The organism is Achromobacter sp. NPDC008082 (assembly GCF_042957345.1).
Taxonomy (GTDB): domain Bacteria; phylum Pseudomonadota; class Gammaproteobacteria; order Burkholderiales; family Burkholderiaceae_B; genus Achromobacter; species Achromobacter kerstersii_A.
This window is the reverse complement of sequence record NZ_JBIBIB010000006.1, coordinates 70,558-92,128: the sequence shown is the minus strand read 5'-3', so window position 1 is coordinate 92,128 and position 21,571 is coordinate 70,558. Positions and strand designations below refer to the sequence as shown.

Annotated in this window: 18 protein-coding genes; 10 read left to right on the top strand and 8 right to left on the bottom strand. The window is 65.7% G+C overall.

Annotation, left to right across the window (positions count from 1 at the left end):
* Positions 1 to 8: 8 nt before the first annotated feature.
* The 4 genes from nagZ (at position 9) to ACFZAI_RS24005 (ending at position 5,055) form a co-directional block, all read left to right on the top strand.
* A complete protein-coding gene (gene nagZ, locus ACFZAI_RS24020) occupies positions 9 to 1,067 on the top strand; it encodes a beta-N-acetylhexosaminidase (protein WP_391569279.1) in 1,059 nt (352 codons plus the stop codon).
* Entirely contained in the window at positions 1,030 to 2,859 is a 1,830-nt protein-coding gene (gene uvrC / locus ACFZAI_RS24015; RefSeq protein ID WP_391569278.1) for an excinuclease ABC subunit UvrC, read from the top strand. Before nagZ ends, uvrC begins: the two co-directional genes overlap by 38 nt.
* 86 nt (positions 2,860 to 2,945) lie before the next feature.
* Positions 2,946 to 3,518, top strand: a complete 573-nt coding sequence (gene pgsA, locus ACFZAI_RS24010; protein ID WP_391569277.1) for a CDP-diacylglycerol--glycerol-3-phosphate 3-phosphatidyltransferase — start codon at positions 2,946 to 2,948, stop codon at positions 3,516 to 3,518.
* Between the two features lie 241 nt (positions 3,519 to 3,759).
* On the top strand, positions 3,760 to 5,055 hold the full coding sequence (locus tag ACFZAI_RS24005; RefSeq protein ID WP_391569276.1) for an MFS transporter: 1,296 nt from the start codon (positions 3,760 to 3,762) through the stop codon (positions 5,053 to 5,055).
* On the opposite strand, the gene ACFZAI_RS24000 is transcribed toward ACFZAI_RS24005, so the two are convergent.
* The 3 genes from ACFZAI_RS24000 to queF form a co-directional block, all read right to left on the bottom strand.
* Positions 4,964 to 6,337, bottom strand: coding sequence for an MFS transporter (locus tag ACFZAI_RS24000; RefSeq protein WP_391569275.1), 1,374 nt, complete (start codon positions 6,335 to 6,337; stop codon positions 4,964 to 4,966). The two genes, ACFZAI_RS24005 and ACFZAI_RS24000, sit on opposite strands and share 92 nt — an antisense overlap.
* 135 nt (positions 6,338 to 6,472) lie before the next feature.
* Positions 6,473 to 7,627: an amidohydrolase gene (locus ACFZAI_RS23995; RefSeq protein WP_391569274.1), complete on the bottom strand. Its 1,155-nt coding sequence runs from the start codon at positions 7,625 to 7,627 to the stop codon at positions 6,473 to 6,475.
* 177 nt (positions 7,628 to 7,804) lie between these two features.
* Complete coding sequence (queF, locus tag ACFZAI_RS23990) at positions 7,805 to 8,629, bottom strand: NADPH-dependent 7-cyano-7-deazaguanine reductase QueF (RefSeq protein WP_391569273.1); 825 nt, start codon at positions 8,627 to 8,629, stop codon at positions 7,805 to 7,807.
* 322 nt (positions 8,630 to 8,951) lie between these two features.
* On the opposite strand from queF, the gene aceA reads away from it, so the two are divergent.
* Positions 8,952 to 10,271: an isocitrate lyase gene (gene aceA / locus ACFZAI_RS23985; protein WP_391569272.1), complete on the top strand. Its 1,320-nt coding sequence runs from the start codon at positions 8,952 to 8,954 to the stop codon at positions 10,269 to 10,271.
* A gap of 164 nt (positions 10,272 to 10,435) precedes the next feature.
* Here the strand turns inward: aceA and ACFZAI_RS23980 are convergent, their stop codons facing one another.
* Positions 10,436 to 11,500 carry an NAD(P)-dependent alcohol dehydrogenase gene (locus ACFZAI_RS23980; protein WP_391569271.1) on the bottom strand — a complete coding sequence of 355 codons (1,065 nt, stop codon included), beginning with the start codon at positions 11,498 to 11,500 and terminating at the stop codon, positions 10,436 to 10,438.
* A 106-nt stretch (positions 11,501 to 11,606) separates the two neighbouring features.
* On the opposite strand from ACFZAI_RS23980, the gene ACFZAI_RS23975 reads away from it, so the two are divergent.
* Positions 11,607 to 12,503 (top strand): LysR family transcriptional regulator, encoded by an 897-nt coding sequence (locus ACFZAI_RS23975; RefSeq protein WP_391569270.1) that lies wholly within the window; start codon positions 11,607 to 11,609, stop codon positions 12,501 to 12,503.
* Between the two features lie 10 nt (positions 12,504 to 12,513).
* Here the strand turns inward: ACFZAI_RS23975 and ACFZAI_RS23970 are convergent, their stop codons facing one another.
* A complete protein-coding gene (locus tag ACFZAI_RS23970) occupies positions 12,514 to 13,371 on the bottom strand; it encodes a LysR family transcriptional regulator (RefSeq protein WP_391569269.1) in 858 nt (285 codons plus the stop codon).
* Positions 13,372 to 13,511: 140 nt separating this feature from the next.
* On the opposite strand from ACFZAI_RS23970, the gene ACFZAI_RS23965 reads away from it, so the two are divergent.
* Genes ACFZAI_RS23965 through ACFZAI_RS23955 form a run of 3 tightly spaced genes read left to right on the top strand, consistent with a single transcriptional unit; the run spans position 13,512 to position 16,631 of the window.
* Positions 13,512 to 14,504 carry a tripartite tricarboxylate transporter substrate binding protein gene (locus ACFZAI_RS23965; RefSeq protein ID WP_391569268.1) on the top strand — a complete coding sequence of 331 codons (993 nt, stop codon included), beginning with the start codon at positions 13,512 to 13,514 and terminating at the stop codon, positions 14,502 to 14,504.
* Between the two features lie 43 nt (positions 14,505 to 14,547).
* Positions 14,548 to 15,426, top strand: a complete 879-nt coding sequence (locus ACFZAI_RS23960) for an HpcH/HpaI aldolase/citrate lyase family protein (RefSeq protein ID WP_391569267.1) — start codon at positions 14,548 to 14,550, stop codon at positions 15,424 to 15,426.
* Positions 15,426 to 16,631 (top strand): CaiB/BaiF CoA transferase family protein, encoded by a 1,206-nt coding sequence (locus ACFZAI_RS23955; protein WP_391569706.1) that lies wholly within the window; start codon positions 15,426 to 15,428, stop codon positions 16,629 to 16,631. The genes ACFZAI_RS23960 and ACFZAI_RS23955 overlap by 1 nt, the downstream gene beginning before the upstream one ends.
* 10 nt (positions 16,632 to 16,641) lie before the next feature.
* On the opposite strand, the gene bioD is transcribed toward ACFZAI_RS23955, so the two are convergent.
* From bioD to ACFZAI_RS23940, 3 genes are read right to left on the bottom strand one after another with little or no spacing between them, the layout of a single operon-like run.
* Entirely contained in the window at positions 16,642 to 18,114 is a 1,473-nt protein-coding gene (gene bioD, locus ACFZAI_RS23950; protein WP_391569266.1) for a dethiobiotin synthase, read from the bottom strand.
* Positions 18,115 to 18,139: 25 nt separating this feature from the next.
* Complete coding sequence (locus ACFZAI_RS23945; protein WP_391569265.1) at positions 18,140 to 18,886, bottom strand: alpha/beta fold hydrolase; 747 nt, start codon at positions 18,884 to 18,886, stop codon at positions 18,140 to 18,142.
* On the bottom strand, positions 18,883 to 20,076 hold the full coding sequence (locus ACFZAI_RS23940) for an aminotransferase class I/II-fold pyridoxal phosphate-dependent enzyme (RefSeq protein WP_391569264.1): 1,194 nt from the start codon (positions 20,074 to 20,076) through the stop codon (positions 18,883 to 18,885). The genes ACFZAI_RS23945 and ACFZAI_RS23940 overlap by 4 nt, the downstream gene beginning before the upstream one ends.
* A gap of 147 nt (positions 20,077 to 20,223) precedes the next feature.
* On the opposite strand from ACFZAI_RS23940, the gene ACFZAI_RS23935 reads away from it, so the two are divergent.
* On the top strand, positions 20,224 to 21,492 hold the full coding sequence (locus ACFZAI_RS23935; protein WP_391569263.1) for an adenosylmethionine--8-amino-7-oxononanoate transaminase: 1,269 nt from the start codon (positions 20,224 to 20,226) through the stop codon (positions 21,490 to 21,492).
* Positions 21,493 to 21,571 lie beyond the last annotated feature (79 nt).

Genomic DNA, 21,571 nt, shown 5'->3' with positions numbered 1-21,571 from the left:
ACAGCCTCATGGCCAAGAAAAAATCCAAGGTAGTCCTGCCCCCCGGCCCCGTGATGGTCGACGTGGCGGGCTTCACGCTGACAAAAGAAGAGAAGACGCGCCTGCGCCATCCGCTGGTGGGCGGCGTGATTCTTTTCGCCCGCAATTTCGAAAGCCGCAAGCAGCTGACCAAGCTGACGCGCCAGATTCACAAGGCCCGCAAGGAACCGCTGCTGATCCTGGTGGATCACGAAGGCGGCCGCGTGCAGCGCTTCCGCGAAGACGGTTTCACCGTCTTGCCCGCGATGCGCGACCTGGGCGCGCTGTGGGACCGCGACCCCCTTCAGGCCATGCGCCTGGCCACGGAAGCCGGCTATGTGCTGGCCGCCGAGCTGCGCGCCTGCGGGGTGGACATGAGCTTCACGCCCGTGCTCGATCTGGATTACGGCGTCAGCAAAGTCATCGGCAATCGCGCCTTCCATTCCGACCCGCGCGTGGTGACGATGCTGTCGCGCGCGCTGGTTCAAGGCTTGGCGCTGGCCGGCATGTCGGCTTGCGGCAAGCACTTCCCGGGCCATGGTTTTGTTGAGGCGGATTCGCACCACGAAATTCCCGTGGACCCGCGCGGCCTGGACGACATCCTGAAAGACGACGCCGCACCATACGCTTGGCTGGGCGACGCCGTGCTGCCGTCCGTGATGCCTGCGCACGTGATCTACCCCAAGGTTGATAAGCATCCCGCCGGGTTCTCCAAGCGTTGGGTGCAGGACATTCTGCGCAAGCGCCTGGGCTATGACGGCGTGGTCTTTTCGGATGACCTGACGATGGAAGGCGCATCGGTGGCGGGCGACATCCTGGACCGCGCCAACGCCGCGCTGCGCGCCGGTTGCGATATGGTGCTGGTGTGCAACCGCCCCGATCTGGCCGACGATCTGCTGTCGCGCCTGAAGTTCGACCATGCCCCGGAATCGGTTGAACGCATCCGCCGCCTCATGCCGCGTTTCGATGCGCTCGACTGGGACACCTTGCAGGCCGAAAGCCGTTATCAGAATGCCCGACGACTTCAATCTCAAATCGTTCCTGGCTGATCTGCCGCATCTTCCAGGTGTCTACCGGCACCTGGATGCGGCCGGTGAAGTCATGTATGTCGGCAAGGCGCGCGACCTGAAGAAGCGCGTCTCGTCGTATTTCCAGAAGAACCTGGCCAGCCCCCGCATCGCCCAGATGGTGTCGAAGGTGGCGCGGCTGGAGGTCACCGTCACGCGCTCGGAAGCCGAAGCGCTGATCCTGGAAAACAACCTCATCAAGAGCCTGAAGCCGCGCTACAACATCCTGTTTCGCGACGACAAGTCTTATCCCTACCTGCTGATCACGGGCCACGAATGGCCGCGCATCGCCTACTACCGGGGCGCAACCAACAAGCGCGGCCAGTATTTCGGCCCGTTTCCCAACGCCTGGGCGGTGCGCGAAACCATCCAGATCCTGCAAAAGGTCTTCCGGCTGCGCACCTGTGAAGACACGGTGTTTGCCAACCGCTCGCGGCCCTGTCTGTTGCATCAGATCGGGCGGTGCTCGGCGCCGTGCGTGGGCGCGATCGAGGCCGCCGAATACGAACGCGACGTGCAACGCGCCGTGCGCTTCCTGAATGGCGAGGCCAAGGACGTGATGGGCGAAATCGAAGCCCGCATGCAGCAGGCGGCGGGCGAACTTCGCTTTGAAGAAGCCGCGGCGCTGCGCGACCAGATGGGATCGCTTGCGCGCGTGCTGCATCAGCAGACCATGGAGAACACCAGCGGCGAAGACACCGACATCATCGCCGTGGCGGTGGCGGGCGGCAAAGTCTGCGTCAATCTGGCGATGGTGCGCGGCGGCCGCCACTTGGGCGACAAGCCCTTCTTTCCGACGCACGCCGAGGGCGAGGCCGCCCCGCAAGTGCTGGAAGCCTTTGTGGCGCAGCATTACACCGACAACGCCATGCCGCCCGTGCTGGTCTGTTCGCACGCCTTGCCCGACCCGGACCTGATCGATCTGCTGGTCGAACAGGCGGGCGGGCGGCCGTCGCGCTTGCTGACGCGTCCGCAGGGCGCGCGCCGTTCGTGGCTGGAACAGGCGGGCAAGAATGCCGAAATGGCGCTGGCCCGCGCGTTGACCGAATCGGGCGCGCGCGCCGGCCGCACGTTGGCGCTGGCCGAAGCGCTGGACCTGGATACCGATGAAGCCGCGCTGGACGCGTTGCGCATCGAATGTTTCGACATCAGCCACACGGCGGGTGAAGCGACGCAGGCATCCTGTGTGGTGTTCGAACACCACGACATGCAGCCATCCCTGTACCGCCGTTACAACATTGCCGGCATCACGCCGGGGGACGACTACGCCGCCATGCGCCAGGTGCTGACGCGCCGCTTCGCCAAGGTGGCGGATGGCGACGCGCCAATGCCGGGCCTGGTGCTGATCGATGGCGGCAAGGGGCAGGTGGAAGTGGCCCGCAAGGTGTTCGTGGAATTAGGGCTGGACATCCAGACGCTGGTGGGCGTGGCCAAGGGAGAAGGGCGCAAGGTCGGCCTGGAAACGCTGGTGTTCGCCGACGAACGGCCCCCGGTGGCGTTGGGCGGCGAGTCGGCCGCGCTGATGCTGATCGCCCAGGTGCGCGACGAAGCCCACCGTTTCGCCATCACCGGCATGCGCGCGCGGCGCGCCAAGACGCGCAATGTGTCGCGGTTGGAGGAAATCGAAGGCGTGGGCGCGCGCCGGCGTCAACGCTTGTTGGCCCGTTTCGGCGGATTTTCGGGCGTGGCGTCGGCCAGCATCGAAGATCTGGCGTCGGTGGATGGCATTTCCCAGGACTTGGCCGAACGCATTTACGAGGCGTTGCGTGGGTAGCCCGGTTCGCCCATGCGGCCAGCGGGCGGTCATGCCAAGGCGCCGATACAGCCAGCGTCACCCGGCTGATGTAGCATACGGACACTATGCCAATTAACGTACCCATTATCCTGACATGGCTGCGCATCGCCATGATTCCGCTGGTGGTCGGGCTGTTCTACCTGCCCGAGAGCTGGATGTCGGTCCCCACGCGTGACAGCTTTGCCGCTTGGGCATTCATCATCGCCGCGCTGACCGACTGGTTCGACGGCTGGCTGGCCCGCCGCTGGAACCAGACCTCGGCCTTTGGCGCATTCCTGGATCCGGTTGCCGACAAGCTGATGGTGTGCGCCGCACTGATCGTCCTGCTGGACTTGAGCCGCGTCGACGCCTTCATTTCGCTGATCATCATCGGCCGCGAAATCACCATTTCGGCGTTGCGCGAATGGATGGCCAAGATCGGCGCCAGCGCCAGCGTGGCCGTGCACCGGCTGGGCAAGTTCAAAACCGCCGCCCAGATGGTGGCGATTCCGTGCCTGCTGTACAACCAGCCGATCTACGGCGTCAGCACCAAGCTGTTAGGCGATGTGCTGATCATCGTGGCGGCGGTGCTGACGGTGTGGTCGATGTTGTATTACCTGCAACGCGCCTGGCCCGCCATCCGCGAGAAAGCGCTGTAAATGCATGACCATGGCTGGTACGAAAGTACCGGCCATGTTTGTTTTGCCCCAACCCTTGGTTTCGCAACACGCCGGCGGCCCGGCTCGCGCAAGACGGCCGCCGTCATATTTCAAGAGCGATCGGCCGGCCCGCCGGACCACATCGCCAAGCACTCAACGCCCGGATCTTCCGGACGTTGCCGGAGACAACCTTGCACCGCCTTTGGCGGGCGCCTTCCGCCGCTGCCCGCGGCCTTCTGCAATGAACACCGCTGCCACTGCTTTGCCCTCGGATGCCGACGTCCGCCGGCGCGACTGGAAAATCATCCTGCTGATTGGCGTTGCGCACGCCTCGTCGCATTTCTTCCAACTGGTCTTGCCTTCCCTGTACGTGTCGCTGGGCAACGAGTTCGGGCTGGACTTCGCCCGGCTGGGCTTGCTGGTGTCCACGTTCTATGTGGTGTCGGGCATCGGCCAGGCGTCGTCGGGTTTTGTGGTGGACCGCATCGGCGCGCGGCCGGTGCTGTGGTTCGGGCTGGCGTGCTTTGTGGTGTCGGGCCTGCTGATCGGGTCGGCCACGGGCTACACGATGTTGGTGGCCGCCGCCGTGGTGGGCGGCGTGGGCAATTCGGTGTTCCACCCGGCGGACTACTCCATCATCAACCATCGGATTACCGCGCCGCGTCTGGGCCATGCGTTTTCGGCGCACGGGCTGACGGGCAACCTGGGCTGGGCGCTGACGCCGGTCTTCATGACGACGATCACCTTGCTGGCCGATTGGCGCGTGGCGGCCTATAGCGCCGCGGGGCTGGTGGCGGCGGTGCTGCTGCTGACGGTAATCGGCCGAAATCTCATCGGCGGCCCGTCGCCGCTGGAGGTTCAGCCGGACGCCAAATCCGCCAAGCCGGCTGCCGCCAAACCCCAGGAAAGCGTGTTGACCACGCTGGCCACCTTGCTGTCCAAGCCCGCATTGTGGGGCGCGTTCCTGTTCTTTGCGTGCACGTCGATTGCGCTGTCGTCGGTGCAGAACTACACGATTCCGCTGTTGGGCCAGCTGTACGACTTGTCCAAGGTGGCCGCCAGCTCGGCCTTGTCTGGCTATATGGTGGCGTCGGCCGTGGGGATGGCGGCGGGCGGCTTCCTGGTGTCGGCCAACCCGCGCACCGAACGCACGGTGATGGTGGCGTTGATTCTGGCGGGCCTGACGCTTGTCGTCCTGGCGCTGGGTCTGGTGCCGGCCGCGTTTGCGGCACCGGTGGTGGCGCTGGCCGGCTTCTGCTCGGGCGTGGCCGCGCCGTCGCGCGACATGCTGATCCGCCGCGTAACGCCCAAGGGGTCGACGGGGTCTGTCTACGGCCTGGTGTATTCAGGCATGGACGTAGGTTCGGCGCTGGGCCCGCTGGCGTTTGGTTTGCTGCTGGACGCCGGCATGCGGCAGGGGCCGTGGGTGGGCGCGGGCGTGGCGTTCACGGCTGCTGCCTTCCTGGCGCAATGGATTGCGGTGCAGGCGCGCCGCGCCGAGCCGATGACGGCTGGGGGCGCGGTGGCGCGTCCCTGAACCGTCCCAGCGACAACAAGCCCGCCAGTCCGATGACCACGCACAAGCCGACGTAATACGCCGGCACCATGCGGTCGCCGGTGTACTGGATCAGCGCCGTGTTGAGGAACGGCGCCAGGCCCCCGAACAACATCACCGCCAGGTTGTACGACAGCGATACGCCCGTGGACCGCAGGTTGACGGGCAGGATTTCGGTCATCAGCGCGGGCGTCGGCCCCCACATGAATCCCATGCACGCCGCCGCCAGCAGTTGCGCTTGCACAAGCGTGGCGAAGGACGGGTTGTGCAGCACGCGCGCCATCATGATCCAGGTGACGATGCCAAAGGCCAGCGTGGCCGGCAGCATCAGCGCACGGCGCGACAGCCGGTCAGACAACGCGCCCGACAAGGGGCACAGCACCAGCAGCAAGGCCCCGGCCAGCGCACTGCTGAGTTGCGCGTCGCCCATCGTCAGGCCCAATTCCCGCACGGCGAAGATGGGCAGGTACAGCAGCATGACGTAGTTGGACGCCGTGCCGGTGACAACGATGCAGAACGATCCGACAAGCTCGCGCGGATAGCGTGAAAACAAGGTGCGGAACGTGGTTTGTTGGGGTTTGACGCGCTGGTCTTGAAAGCGCCGGAACTCGGGCGTTTCATCCACCTGCGTGCGCAGGTAATAGCCGATGGGGCCAATCAGCACGCCAAACAGGAACGGGATGCGCCAACCCCAGCTTTCCAGGTCGGCCGCTGACAGGTTGGACGACAGCAGATGCACCACGCCCGCCCCAATCGAAAACGCCAGCGACTGCGAGCACATCTGAAAACTGCCATACAGGCCGCGGCGTCCTGCCGGGGCGAATTCCACCAGCATGGCGCTGGCGCTGGCGTATTCGCCGCCGACCGAAAAGCCCTGAATCAGCCGCGCCACCAGCATCAGCACGCTGGCGGCCACGCCTATGGATGCGTAAGTGGGCAGCACACCGATCATGGCGGTGCCGCCCGCCATCATCAAGATCATCAAAGACAGCGCGCGGCGGCGTCCGTAGCGGTCGGCATACAAACCCAGCACCAACCCGCCGATCGGGCGCACGGCAAACGCCACGCCAAACGTGGCCAGCCCCAACAGCAGCGACGTTTCGTTGTCGCCGGTGGGAAAGTACAGCTTCGCGATCACCGTGGCGAACATGCCGTAGATGGCGAAGTCGAACCATTCGAAGGCATTGCCCAGCACCGACGCGATAACCACGCGGCGGCGCATGCTGGCCGAAACGGTATAAGAGGAAGCGGAATCAGATGTCATCAGGGACTCCTGCAAGCGCGGCGAACGCGCAAGGGGGCGCGGCGCGCGGCGTTTAAGCGCCACGCTCCGGGAATTCAAAAGAAGGGGGGAAGGGCGGTCAGCCCAAACCCGAGACGCGAAAAAGGCGGGAGCGGGTCAGCTCAGCCGGTCGCGCACGATTTCAACAAAGACGCTTGCGCCGATGGGCAGAATGTCGTCGTCGAAGTCGTACTCGGGGTGGTGGCAGAAGTGGCCGTCTTGGCCGACGAAGAAATACGCGCCGGGGCACGCCTGGAGCAGATACGAAAAGTCTTCAGACGCCATCAGCGGCGTGATCTGCGCGTCAACCAGGTTTTGGCCGACTACGCGCGCGGCGGCGGCGGCCACCGTGGCGGTGGGGCCGGGCGCATTGATGGTGGGCGGGCAACCCAGGTCGAATTCGCAATCGATGCGGGTGGCGTGGCTGGCCGCCAGGCCGTCGCAGATTTCACGCACGCGGCGCAAGGCGGTTTCGCGCGCCGAGATGCTCAGCGTGCGCACCGTGCCTTGCAATTCCATCAGGTCGGGGATGACGTTGCGCGCGGTGCCGCCGTTCATCATGCCCACGCTGAGCACGCCCGCCACCAAGGGGTCCAGCGAACGGCTGACCACGGTTTGCAGCATGCCCACCAATTGGCTGGCGATGACGACGGGGTCGTTGCCTTGCTGCGGCATGCCGCCGTGGCATCCCACGCCATGCACGCGGATGGTGAAGCCGTCACAGGCTGCCAGCAGCGCGCCTTCACGCACGGCGACGCGCCCTTTGCCCACCATGGGGTTGTTGTGCAGGCCGTAGATTTCGTCGCAGGGAAAACGGGTGAAGAGGCCGTCTTCGAGCATCGCGGCGCCGCCGGCCAGCGTTTCTTCGGCGGGCTGGAAGATGAAGTTGACGGTGCCCGCGAAATCGCGGTTTTGCGACAGGTGCAGCGCCACGGCCAGCAGCGTGGCCGTGTGCCCGTCGTGTCCGCAGCCATGGAAGTTGCCGTCGTGCGTGGAACGGTAGGGCAGCGTGGTTTTCTCCTGCATGGGCAGCGCGTCCATGTCGGCGCGCAGGCCGATGCTGCGCTTGCCTGCGCGTTCGCCACGCAGCACGCCCACCACGCCGGTGCGCCCTACGCCGCGATGCACCTCCAGCCCCCATTGCGCCAGCTTGGACGCCACGGCTTCTGCCGTGCGATGTTCCTGAAAGCCTAATTCGGGGTGGGCATGGATGTCTTGCCGCCACTGGGCAAATTCGGGTTGACGCTCGACAAACCAATCACGGACTTGCATTACGGCCTCCTGTGGGGAGTTGAATGACTGCGGTTCGGATGTGGCGGCGGGCCCGAAGGCCCGCCTGGATGCCGGGGCAACAATAAACGATATCGATTCGAAGCAGGCTTTCTGTAACTGCTTGTCAGCGTGACGCGGCGCGTTGATGCCGCCCGCCGGGCGGCGGGCAACGCGCGCTTACTGGCGGACGGTGCGGACGTCGGCCGGGGGCGCGTTTTCGAAGTTGCTGCGCCAGGGGTTGATGTCCAGCCCGCCGCGGCGCGTATAGCGTGCGTAGACGGTCAGTTGTTCTGGTGCGCAGGCTTGCATGATGTCGCTGAAGATGCGTTCCACGCAGTGCTCGTGGAATTCAGCGTGCTGGCGGAACGACACCACATAGCGCAGCAGCGATTCGCGGTCGATGGGCGCGCCGCGATAACGGATCTGCACGCTGGCCCAATCGGGTTGCCCGGTGACCGGGCAGTTTGACTTCAACAAGCGCGACGCCAGCGTTTCCTCGACCACATCGCCGGGCCGCGTGCGCAGCACCTCGGGCGCGGGCTCATAGGTATCGATTTCGATATCCAGCTTGTCGATGTAGATGCCGTCCATCTCACCCATCTGCAATTCAGAAAAGCGCTGCGGCAGGAAAAAATCCAGGCCCACGGGCGCACCCGCGGCGGCGCTCAGGTCACGTTCCAGGCGCCCGCGCAAGGCGGCCGAATTCACCAGGCGCGTCTGGTTGAACGAATTCAGGTAGAGCTTGAACGACTTCGACTCGATGATGTTGGGGCTGTCGGCCGGCACCGAGAACGTCGCCATGGCGACGCGCGGCTTGCCCTTGGCGTCCAGCCACGACAGCTCATAGGCGTTCCACAAGTCCACGCCCGTAAAGGGCAGGCTGCCGGCGGTGAGATTCAGCGCCGCGCGGTTGTGCGAACGCGCAATGGGAAAGAGCAGGGACGGGTCGTATTGCGAGGCGTAGGCCACGCTCTGGCCCAACGGGCCGTGAGACAGGGTCATAGCGAAACCATGGAAATCATCGGAATGGAGGCATTGTAGGCGCTTCGAAAACGGCCATTTTTTCGCATTATGAAATGTAAGCCTCGTCATGTGAAAGTTCCTGCTGCTGTGCAACGAGGGCGCATTTCACAGATAACAATATCGTTTCGTAATGCGAAACCGTACTTATAAGTCAATGATTTATAAGCAAAACATTTTTCATCTTCTATAAGACATCAGCCTGCATTGCTCCGCAGCAGAGGCATAGACTTTGTCCAACGATTCACGCAATGCAAGACGCGAATCTTTTGAAGTCTTCTCATCACTGACCAGGAGCATCACCATGAGCAATCGCGAAACCGAAATCCGCAATCTGCAGAAAGACTGGGCCGAGAACAGCCGGTGGCAGGGCGTCAAGCGCGACTACAGCGCCGAAGATGTCATCCGCCTGCGCGGCTCCATCAGCGTGCAGCACACGCTGGCCCAGCGTGGCGCAACCCGTCTGTGGGAGCAACTGCATAGCGAGCCTTTCGTGAATTCGCTGGGCGCATTGACGGGCAACCAGGCCATGCAGCAGGTCAAGGCAGGCCTGAAGGCGATTTACCTGTCTGGCTGGCAAGTGGCCGGTGACGCCAACCTGGCCGGCGAAATGTATCCCGACCAGTCGCTGTACCCCGCCAACTCGGTGCCGCAAGTGGTTCGCCGCATCAACAATTCGCTGGCCCGCTGCGACCAGATCCAGTGGATGGAAGGCAAGAACCCGGGCGACGAGGGCTACATCGATTACTTCGCTCCCATCGTGGCCGATGCCGAGGCCGGTTTCGGCGGCGTGCTGAACGCCTTCGAATTGATGAAGGCCATGATCGACGCCGGCGCCTCGGGCGTGCACTTTGAAGATCAGCTGGCTTCCGTGAAGAAGTGCGGCCACATGGGCGGCAAGGTGCTGGTGCCCACCCGCGAGGCCGTGGCCAAGCTGGTGTCCGCCCGTCTGGCGGCCGACACGATGGGCACGCCCACCGTGCTGCTGGCCCGTACCGACGCCGACGCGGCCGACCTCGTGACGAGCGACGTCGACGAAAACGACCGCCCGTTCATCACCGGCGAACGCACCGTGGAAGGCTTCTTCCGCACCAAGGCCGGTATCGACCAGGCCATCTCGCGCGGTCTGGCCTATGCGCCGTACGCCGACCTGATCTGGTGCGAAACGTCCACGCCCAACCTGGAATACGCCCGCAAGTTTGCGGACGCCATCCATCGCCAATTCCCGGGCAAGCTGCTGGCGTACAACTGCTCGCCGTCGTTCAACTGGAAGAAGAACCTGGACGACGGCACCATCGCCAAGTTCCAGCGCGAGCTGGGCGCCATGGGCTACAAGTTCCAGTTCATCACGCTGGCAGGCTTCCACGCGCTGAACTACGGCATGTTCGAACTGGCTCACGGCTACGCCCGCCGCCAGATGAGCGCCTTCGTGGAATTGCAGCAGAAGGAATTCGCCGCCGCCGACCTGGGCTTCACCGCGGTCAAGCACCAGCGCGAAGTGGGCACCGGCTACTTCGACGCCGTCACGCAGACGATCGAAGGCGGCCAGTCGTCGACGACTGCGCTGACCGGCTCGACGGAAGAGGCGCAGTTTGAACACGGCAAGGCGCAGAAGGCGGCGTAAGCAGCCTTGCGCGCTTGATTGAATTGATTGCTTTGCAGTTGTAGGTGCTGTTGTAGGGTGGATTCAGGGTGCCTTCGGGCACCCTTTTTTTCACCCTGCGCAGCTGCAAGTTCTGTGTAGCTGCGAGCTCTGCGCAGAGGGCAAGCTCTGCGCAGAACGCAAGCTTAAGCGGCCAACGGTTGCTCGGCCAATGACGCCATGTCGATGACGAAGCGGTACTTCACATCGTTCTTGATCAGGCGTTCATAGGCCTCGTTGACGGACTGGATCGGCACCATTTCCACATCGCTGACGATGCCGTGTTCGGCGCAGAAGTCCATCATCTCTTGCGTTTCTTCCATGCCGCCGATGGCCGAGCCCGCAATCGACTTGCGGCCCATGATCAGGTTGGCGCCCGGGATGGGGTCCAGCGGCGTCAGCGCGCCGACCAGCGCCATGGTGCCGTTCAAGCCCAGCAGCGCCAGGTACGGGTTCACGTCGTGGCTGACGGGCACGGTGTTCAGCAGGAAGTCGAACGTGCCGGCGTGCGCCGCCATCGCTTCGGCGTCGCGCGACACCAGCACGTCGTCAGCGCCCAGCCGCTTGGCGTCGCGCCCCTTGTCGGCGGACGTGGTGATCATGACGACATGCGCGCCCATCGCGTGGGCGAACTTCACGCCCATGTGGCCCAGGCCGCCCAGGCCGATGACGCCCACCTTCTGGCCCGGGCCAACCTTCCAGTGGCGCAGCGGGGAATAGGTCGTGATGCCCGCGCACAGCAGCGGGGCCACGGCCTTCAGGTCGAGCTTGTCGGACACCTTCACCGCAAAGTGTTCTTTCACGACGATGCGGTCGGAGTAACCGCCGAAGGTGAGCTGGTCGCTGCCGCGTTCCTTGTCGTTGTAGGTCAGCGTTGCGCCTTCCTCGCAGTATTGCTCCAGGTTCAAGCGGCAGGCTTTGCAATGCAGGCAGGAATCCACCATGCAGCCCACGCCGGCGTAGTCGCCCGTCTTGAACTTGCTGACGTTCTTGCCCACTTGCGTGACGCGGCCCACGATTTCGTGGCCCGGCACCATGGGGTACACGGAATTGCCCCAGTCGCCGCGCGCCTGATGCAAGTCGGAATGGCAGATGCCGCTGTACAGAATTTCGATCAGCACGTCGTCGTCGCCCGGCTCGCGGCGGGTGAAGCTGAACGGTACGAGGGGGGCGTCGGCGCTATGGGCGGCGTAGCCACGGGCTTGAATCATGGGGTATCTCGACTGAATTTGTTAAGCAGGTGTTCACAATATTCCGGTGGAAATGCCGGATCAAGCTAGAATTTCCGCATGCTTTGTTCGATCAAATAGCACAATCATGCTGCCCGATAACCTGTCCCACCTGGCCGCGTTCGCCGCCGTCGCCCGCCACTGTAGTTTTCGCCGCGCGGGCGAGGAACTGGGCTTGTCGACCTCCGCCGTCAGCTACGCTATTCGCAGCCTTGAAGAGCGGCTGGGCGTGAACCTGTTCAACCGCACCACGCGCAGCGTGGCGTTGACCGACGCGGGCCAGCGGCTGGCCGAGCGCATGCTGCCCGTGCTGCATGACCTGGGCGATGCGCTCGAAGAAATGAACCAGTTTCGCGGGTCGGCGTCTGGCACGCTGCGCATCAACACCTCGCGCGCGGCGTCCTACATGTTGCTGATGCCGTTTGCGGCGCGCTTTTTAACGGCGTACCCGGATATCCGGCTGGAAATCGGTGAAGACGATAACTTTGTCGATATCGTGGCCTCGGGCTTTGATGCGGGAGTGCGTCTGCTGGAGGCCGTTCCCGAAGACATGGTGGCTGTGCAGATCGGCCCGCGCCTGCGCACGGCGGTCGTGGCGTCGCCCGCGTATCTGGAAGGGCGCGAACCGCCCCGGCATCCCAATGATTTGATGCAGCACGAATGCGTGCGCTATCGCTTTGCCAGCGGGCGGTTCTATAAGTGGGAATTCGAAAAGGACGGCGTGGCGATCGAGCTGGATGTGCCTGGCCGCATTTCGCTGAGCGATGTGCACGCCGAGGTGCGCGCCGCAGTGGACGGCATCGGCATTGGCAGCGTGCCGGAAACCTATGTGACGCAATTGCTGGCCGCCGGCAAACTTGTGCGGCTGCTGGAAGATTGGTGCCCGACTATTCCCGGCTTCATGCTGTATTACCCGCGGCAACGGCGCGTGTCGTCAGCGTTGCGGGCGTTCATCGACATGGCCAAGGTGGAAGGCGGGGCGTAGGGTTTTGGTATTACGGCCTTGCGCCTTCCAGCAGCGCTTGCACCAGGCGGTTGTCCTGGTCGGTCTGGCGGCAGACGAATGAAATCTGGCGATAGGGCGCATGCTTGCCCAGCGGCAGCACGCGCACCGGGTGCACGTTCAGCAAGTTGGCCCCGGGTTCCGGCAACACGCACACGCCCAGCCCGGCGGACACCAGCGCCGTCAACGCGGCCAGCGATTGCATTTCGATGCGGCAACGCGCGTGCGGCGCGTGTTGCGCCACATAGCGCGCGGCCAGGCGCCCGCCGATGGTGGTCTTGTCGAAACGAATCCACTCGTACTGCTGGAACAATTCCGCCACGCGCGTCTCACGCGAATCGGGCGGTGCAATCAGCACCAGCGTTTCACGAAACAGCGGCGTCCACGCCAGCCGGCGCGAGCCGCCCGTTTCCGGCTGCGTGATGATGGCCGCGTCGATCTCGCCTTGCTTCAATTTTTCTGTCAGCTCGGTGGCGCGGCCGCGCACCAGCCGCACGTCCAGCAGCGGATAGCGTTCGCGCAGCTTGCGCAGCAGCGGAGGCAGCAGCGTGACCTGCAACGGTTCGATGGTGCCCAGGCGGACGCGGCCCTCAACGGCCGGCGTGCTGCGCCGGCGCAATTCGTCCAGACGCGCCAGCGCCTCTTGCAACACCGCGTCCACCTCGGCCGCAAACGCGTTGGGGCGCACCTGTAGCGCCGAACGGTCAAACAGCGGCTGGCCGAAGTATTCCTCCATCTGCTTCATTTGCAGGCTGACCGCGCTGGGCGACAGATTCATATCCGCCGCGCCCGCCGCAAAGCTGCCGCCGCGCAGCACGGCGTTAAGCGTACGGAAAGACTCGATCTTCATCAGAAATCCTCACGTAGTGTTTTAAGAATCCTCGCTTTATATCACCAGAGCGCCGTCCTAGTATCCGCTTCAACCACAACGACAAGCGGCTGAACGCCAGGCATGCCATGCCGGCCAGACCGCAACCGAGGAGACACCGCATGAACAAGATCCTGGCCGGCGCACGCGCCGCCTTATTGCCCGCGTTGGCGTTGACCGTGGCGCTGGGCGCGCCGGGCGTGTCTGTGGCGCAAGCCGCGCCCGCCGTACCGGCCACGATCACGATGGTGGTGCCGTTTCCGCCTGGCGGCAGCAATGACGTCTTCGCCCGCGTGCTGGCCGAGAAGCTGGGCGCCAAGCTGTCCACCACCGTCATCGTCGAAAACCGCCCCGGTGCGGGCGGCGCGATTGGCGCGGAGTACGTGGCGCGCGCGCCCAAGGATGGGTCGGTGCTGATGCTGTCGTCGTCCACGCTGACGACGAATGCCGCCGTGCAGACCAATCTGAAGTACGACGTGGTGCGCAGCTTTGCGCCCGTGGCGATGCTGGCGCGCAGCCCGATGGCGCTGGTGGTGGGCAAGGACTCGCCGTATCAGTCCATGGCCGATCTGCTGGCCGCTGGCCGCAAGGAACCCGGCAAGCTGACTTACGGCAGCGCCGGCTTGGGCTCGGTCAACCAGATGGCCAGCGAAATTCTGGCCGGCGGCGAGAAAACATCCTTCACGCATGTGCCCTACAAGGGCATGTCGCACGCGCTGAATGACCTGGCGGGTGGCCGCGTGGACTTTGTGATTGGCAGCTTTGCATCCACGGCGTCACTGCTCAAGGGCGGCAAGCTGCGCGTGCTGGCCGTGACGTCGCCTGAGCGTTCGCAGTTCTATCCGGCGCTGCCCACGATAGGCGAAGGCCAGCCCGGTTACTCGGTGGAACTCTGGTGGGGTGTGCTGGCCCCGGCAGGCACGCCAGCGCCCCTGGTGGACAAGCTGAACGCTGAAATCCGCGGCATCGTGAATGACCAGAAGATGCGCGCCATGTTCGCCGAGGAAAGCGCGGTGCCGGCCGAACTGACCGTGCCGCAGTTTGCGGCCCTGGTCCAGGCGGATGCGGCCAAGTGGAAACAGGTGGCGAGCGACCGCAATATCTCCATCCAGTAAGCGCGTTATCGGCCCCGATTCCCATTTCCCAAAGAGTTCACGCATGAGAAGCAAACTGTTCGTTCCGGGATCGCGTCCCGAGTTGTTCGCCAAGGCTTTCAATGGCGACGCCGATGCCCTGTCGTTCGACCTGGAAGACGCCGTGGCCGACTCGCGCAAGGACGAGGCGCGCGGCCATCTGGCCCGTATGCTCGCGGGGCCGGAAGCGGCGGCGTCGGGCAAGACGCTGATCGTGCGCGTCAATGCGCTGGACTCCGGCCACTTTCATGCGGACGTGCAGGCGGTTGTGCGGCCGGGGCTGCATCTGGTGAACCTGCCGAAGGCGGAGCGCGAAGAAGATGTGGTGGCGGCAGCCAGCGCAATTGAACAGGCGCGTATCGCCAATGGCGTGAATGACGCGGTGGGCTTGCTGCTGAACATCGAATCGCCGCGCGCGTTGCGGCGGGCGGCAAGTTTGGCGGCGGCGCACCCCAGCGTGGCCGGATTGCAATTGGGCTTGGGCGACTTGTTCGAGCCGGCAGGCATTGGCCGGCGCGAACCTGCCGCCGTGCAGCAAGCCATGTTCGCCTTGCGCATGGCCGCGGCCGAGGCGGGCGTATTCGCCTATGACTCGGCGTTTGCCAATATCGAAGATGAAGCGGGTTATCGCGCCGAAGCGGCGTTGGCGCGCAGCTTTGGCTTCCTGGGCAAGAGCTGCATTCACCCCAAACAGGTGAAGTTGGCCAATGCGGCGTTTCGCCCCACAGACGAAGAAATCGCCCACGCGGGCCGCGTGGTGCTGGCGGCGCGCGAGGCCTCTGCCAAGGGCGTTGCGGCGTTCGTCGTGGACGGCCGCATGATCGACGGCCCCTTCCTGCGCCGCGCCGAAGCGATTTTGCGCGCGGCCTCGGGGCTGGGTCTGGTCAACGCGGAGGCGCAATGATGCCGGGCGCAGCAACCACCGCGGCGCAAGGCACAGGCGGCCCCTTGGCGGGCGTGCGCGTGCTGGACCTTAGCGCCTACATCGCCGGCCCGTATGGCTGCACTTTGCTGGCGGACCAGGGCGCGGACGTCATCAAAGTCGAGCCGCCCTCGGGCGACAACCTGCGCAAATATCCGTCCACGCTCGACGCTGAAAGCCGCGCCTTTCTGGGCGTGAACCGGGGCAAGCGCGGCCTGGTGCTGGACCTGAAAAATCCCGACGCGCTGGCCGTGCTGCATGAGCTCGCCCGGCAGGCGGATGTGCTGGTCCACAACTTTCGGCCCAGCGTGCCGGCGCGTCTTGGCATCGCCTATGAACAGCTGGCCGAGCTGAACCCGCGCCTGATCTATTGCGCCGTGTCGGGCTATGGCGAGTCCGGCCCCTTGAAGGACAAGGCGGGCTACGACCAGGTGCTGCAAACGATGACGGGCATGTGCACGTTGCAGGGCAAGGCCGATGGGCCGCCCGAGATCCTGTACGGATCGGTGGTGGATTACTACGCGTCGTCGATGGTGGCGGCGGGCGTGGCGTCGGCGCTCTACGAACGTGAACGCAGCGGGCGTGGCCAGTTCGTGGGCGTGTCGTTGCTGCGCAGCGCGCTGGCCCTGCAATCGGCAAGACTGATCTGGGCCGAAGGCGAACCGCGCCACATCGGGCGCGACATGCGCTCGGGCGGCATCACGGGTATCCACCCCACGGGCGAGGGCTATCTGTACATTTCTGCGAACACGCCGCATTTTTGGCAGGCCCTGTGCGAGAAAACCGGCTTGTCAGATCTGGCCGCAAATGCGCGCTACGACTCGGTGCGCAAGCGCGCCGAACACCGCGACGAAATCGTGCCGCGCCTGCACGAGGCGTTGCGCGCCCGCAGCGCGCTGGAATGGGAAGCCTGGTTCGGCGAAGCGGTGCCTTGCGCCGCCGCGCGCGGCGTGGAAGACATGTTCGACTTCCCGCAAGTGCAAGCCGAAAACATGATCTCGACCTTCACCCACCCCGTCGTCGGCAGCTACCGCGGCTTCGCCCAAGCCATCAAGTTCGGCCGCACCGCGCCCGGCGCCCCAAGCGCCGCACCCGCGTTCGGCGAGCATAGCGAGGCGGTGCTGGCGGAAGCAGGGATATCGCCGGAACGGGCCGAGGCGTTACGGGCAGGGGGGGCGTTGGGGTGATGCAGTCCCCTTAATCCGCCACCGCCGGCGCTGCGCCTAGCGCGGCCAGGCATTCCTCCAGCGGCGGGATGCTTTGCGCCAGCTTTGCGACGGCTGCTGCGTCAACGTGCGCCAGGGGCGGGATTTCGGCCAGGACGCGGACGCCGCCAAAGCGTTCGATGGCTTCCTTGTTACCGGCCGAGAGCGGGCCGCTCATCACCACGCCTAGAATCGGGATGCCGCGACGCTTCAGGGCTTCTACGCTGAGCAGCGTGTGGTTGATGGTGCCCAGCCCGCTGCGCGCGGCCAGCACCACGGGCATGTCCAGGCGGGCGATCAGGTCGATCATCATGTGCGTGTCGTCGATCGGCACGTACAGGCCGCCCGCGCCTTCCACAATCAGGGGGGCGGTGGTGGCGGGCGGCACGATGGTGGTGGCGTCGACGACGGTGTCTTCCAGTGTGGCCGCGGCCCAGGGCGACAGCGGCGCTTGCAGCACGTATGCCGGCAGGTGCAGGCGTTCGGGCGGCAGTTGCGCCAGCTGGGCGACGGTGCCGGTGTCGCCCGGTTCTTCGGAGACGCCGGTTTGCACCGGCTTCCAGTAGTCGGCATTCCAGGCGCGCGCCAGGATGGCGGACACCAGCGTCTTGCCGATGCCGGTGTCAGTGCCGGTCACGAAAACCCCGGCGGGGCGTTGCGTCGATTGTTTCCACATACCGTAGGCCAGGTGATACGTCACCGTGGCTCCTTGTTCGTCAAACGCCGCCAACACCCGTCGCAGCGCCGCCGCAGAAAGCGGCGGGCGTCCGGGGGCGGGCGTGGTGGCGCCCATGCCTTTCAGGCCCTTCAGAAATGCAAGGCCATCAGGATGATTTTGTATCAGCCGTTCGCTGCGCACGCCACCGGCCAGATTGCTCATGGCGGGACGGATGAGCGGGCACGGCGGGTAGGGGGGCGTGGCGGCGACGAAACCCGCCGCCCGATGTGCGTCCTGCCATTCGGCGAAGGTGCCTGCCGCCAGCGTGGCCACGGCCAGATAGCCGCCGGGCGCCAGTCGCGCAGCAAGCCGGCCCAGGCCGGCGTTCAGGTCCGTGAACCATTGCACGGCCAGGCTGGAGCAGATCAGGTCGTACTCGCCATCCAGCGCCTGGGGGTATTCGCCATCCAGCACCAGGTAGCGCGCCGAGCCAGGTAGCGCCGGGCCGCGCTGGGCGGTGGCGAGCATGGCGGGTGAGATGTCGGTGATGGTCCAGTCTGCCGCACCTAGCCGGCGCGCCAGAGCCTGGGTCAGCAACCCGGTGCCGCAACCGATTTCCAGGATGCGAGGACGCGCGGGCAAGTTCAAGCGGGCGATATCGCTGGCCAGCCGTTCGGCGGTGATGCGCTGGATGGGCGCATGGCCGTCATAGCGATGGGCGGCGGCGCCGAAGCGGGCGCCGACCCGGGCGTTGCGTGGCGGGGCTTGAGTAACGGCGGGCGGCAAGGCGGGTGTTACGGCTGGCATAGAAGGGCTTTCCTTGCGCAAGGCATCAAGCCGCTGGCGCCACGCGGGCGATGAAGCCGGCGATATGGCGCGCGCACCAGAGCGCGGCCGACACTGGCAGCAAATGGCCGCCTTGTTCCAGCTCGTGCCGTTCGTCACCCACGCGGCCGCCGAACGCGGCTTGCGTCATGGCGGGGGGAACGATGGGGTCCTCTTTGCCGGCCAGGATCAGCAGCGGCACGGCCAGCGCCGCCAACGCGCTGCGTTGGTCGTCGTCGCGCAATCGTTCCAGGTCGCGGGCCAGCGGTGCCAGGCGCGGTTCACCCCATGCGGATGCCTCGCCGCAACGTGCGCGAAAGTCTTGTACGACGGCGGCCGGTTCGGCCGACAAGCGTTTCATCATGCGGTCGAGCATGCGGCGCGGCACCCCGGCGTCAAAGTCCGGCGCGGCGCTAAAGCGGGGGAAGCCGTTGATCGACACCACGCCTACGCAATTCGACGGCAGGTCTCGCAACAGGCGCATCACGCCCAGTGAATGGCCGATGGCGATGACGGGGCCGGTGTCGGCGGCAATGACGAGATCGCCGGCAGGGCTGGCGACGGGACTGATGACGGAATCCCTGACGGCGCCGGTGACCGATCGGCTCTCTGCGGCCGCTTCTCCGGCGCCAAAGTAACCCGCGTCATAAACCGCTTGCGGCCAGTCGCCAAGGGCGGCGCGCAGCGGCGTCCAGATGGACGCGTCGAATGCCCAGCCGTGAACGAAAAGCAGGGTGGTGCGCAGGGTACTCATGCCAGCACCGCCTTGATGCCGTCGATCAGCTGCGCGACGTCGGCGTCGCGGTGCGCGGCGCTGAGCGTCAGGCGCAAGCGGCTGGTGCCGGCGGGCACCGTGGGCGGGCGGATGGCCACGGCCAGCAGGCCACGGCGTTCCAGGCTGGCCGCCATGTCCAGCGCGCGCGCTTCGTCGCCCACGATGGCCGGCACGATCTGCGTGGAGGAATTGCCGGTGTCCAAACCCATGTCTTGCAGCGCGGCGCGCAGCCGGTCGCCGTTCGCGCCCAGCCGGGCGCGTTCGGCATCCAGGGCCGGCACCAGGTCCAATGCGGCGTCCATGGCGCCCAGCACGGCGGGCGGCAATGCCGTGGTGTAGATAAAGCCGGAGCACGTGTTGATCAGGTAGTCGCACAGCGCGCGCGACCCGGCCACATACGCGCCGAACCCGCCCAGCGCCTTGCTGAACGTGCCCATCGCCAGATCGATACGCCCGGGAGCCAGCCCTGCCAGCCCCATGCCGCCGGGTCCTAATACGCCGGTCGCGTGCGCTTCGTCCAGGTAGACAAAGGCTTGGTAGCGGTCGGCCAGGTCCGACAGCCGGACGACGTCGGTGCGGTCGCCGTCCATGCTGAACACGCTTTCGGTGACGATGAAGCGGGTCACTGGTTTGCTCGTACCCGCGCCGGTGGCCGCCTTGGCGGCCAGCAGGCTTTCCAGATGGTCCAGGTCGTTGTGCCGGAACCGGATCTGCTTGACCCCAGCCGCCTGGCAGCCTTGATGCAGGCTGGCGTGGTTCAGCTTGTCGGCGTAGAGCTCGATGTCGCCCTGGCTCGCGGCGGCGCGCAGCAGGGCGGGCAGCACCGCGGCATTGGCCTGCCAGCCTGACGCCAGCAGCAGCGCGGCCTCGGTGCCTTTCAGGCGGGCCAGCTTGGCTTCCACCTGTTCGTGCAAGTCCAGATTGCCGCACACGAGCCGCGACGCTTGCGCGCCCGCGCCATGGCGGGCCGCCCATTCGCGCGCACGTTCGATCAGCAGCGGGTGCTTGGACAGGCCCAGATAATCGTTGCTGGAAAAGTTCAGCACGGGGGCGCCATTGAGCACGATGCGCCCGGGCGGCGCGGCCGTGGCGGTGCGCAGGCGGCGGCGTACGCGGCGGGTGTCGGCGTCGGCCAACGCAGAGAAAAACAGGGAATCCAGCTTAGACATCAATCGTTCCGGCAGCGGCCGGGCAAGGGCAATGCCCGCGCCAAGCCGTAGAATGCGGGCCATTGTAGTGGAGGCGCGCGCGGCGCTTTCCGGCGTCCCAGGCGCCGGGAATGCCTGCGGCGGCGCCTGCTTTTTCGGAGCTCAAACATGCACACGCCCGACTGGGTGGCCCAGGGCCAGCCCCACATCTGGCTCCCCTATGCCCAAATGAAAACGGTGACGCCGCCGCTGCCCGTCGTGCGCAGCCACGGCAGCCGGCTGGAACTGGCCGATGGGCGCAGCTTGATCGATGGCGTGGCGTCCTGGTGGACGGCCTGTCACGGTTACAACCACCCGCACATCGCTCAGGCCGTGCGCGCGCAACTGGACGCCATGCCGCATGTGATGTTCGGCGGCCTGACCCACGAGCCCGCGCTGACGCTGGCGCGCCGGCTGGCCGGGCTGTTGGGGCCGGGGCTGGACCGCGTCTTCTATACCGACTCCGGGTCCGTGGCGGTGGAAGTCGCCATGAAGATGGCGGTGCAGTTCTGGCTGAACCAAGGCGAGCGCGGCCGCAGCCGCTTCCTGGCGTTTCGGGGCGGCTATCACGGTGACACGTTCGGCACCATGGCCGTGTGCGATCCCGACGACGGCATGCACAGCCTGTACCGGGGCATGCTGGCCGAGCACGACATCGTGGACCTGCCGCGCGATGACGCCGCCCTGGCGGCGCTGGACCAGTTCCTGGAAACGCGCGGGCCGCAATTGGCGGGCATCCTCGTCGAACCGCTGGTGCAGGGCGCGGGCGGCATGCTGCTGCATGACCCCGAAGTGCTGCGCCGCTTGCGCCGCCTGGCCGACCGCCACGGCCTGCTGCTGATCTTCGACGAAATCTTCACCGGCTTCGGGCGCACGGGCTCGATGTTCGCGTTTGAGCAGGCCGGCATCAAGCCCGACATCATCACGTTGTCCAAGGCGCTGACGGGCGGCACGCTGCCGCTGGCCGCCACCGTCGCCAGCAACCGGGTGTTCGACGCGTTCTGGTCCGACAACCCGGCGCACGCGCTGATGCACGGCCCCACCTTCATGGGCAATGCGCTGGCCTGCGCGGCGGCCAATGCCTCGCTGGATCTGTTCGAGTCCGAACCCCGGCTGGCGCAGGCGCAGGCGCTGTCGCGGGCGTTGGCGACGGGCCTGGAACCGTGCCGCGACCTGCCCTGGGTGCGCGATGTGCGCGTGCTGGGCGCGATCGGTGTGGTGGAGCTGGATGGCATCACTGACCGCGAAGCCTTGAAGCGGCGGCTGGTCGAAGCAGGCGTCTGGGTGCGCCCCTTTGGCAACGTTGTGTACCTGACGCCCGCGCTGACGATCACCGAAGACGAACTGGCCACGCTGATCCGCGCGGTGGTGAGCGTGCTGCGCCAGCAACGCCCCTGATCCGGTTCGCGGGCAAGCCATAAAAAGCGGCTTGATCCAGATCAAGGCGGCAGGCGGGGGCGCTCGTTACCATCGGCGC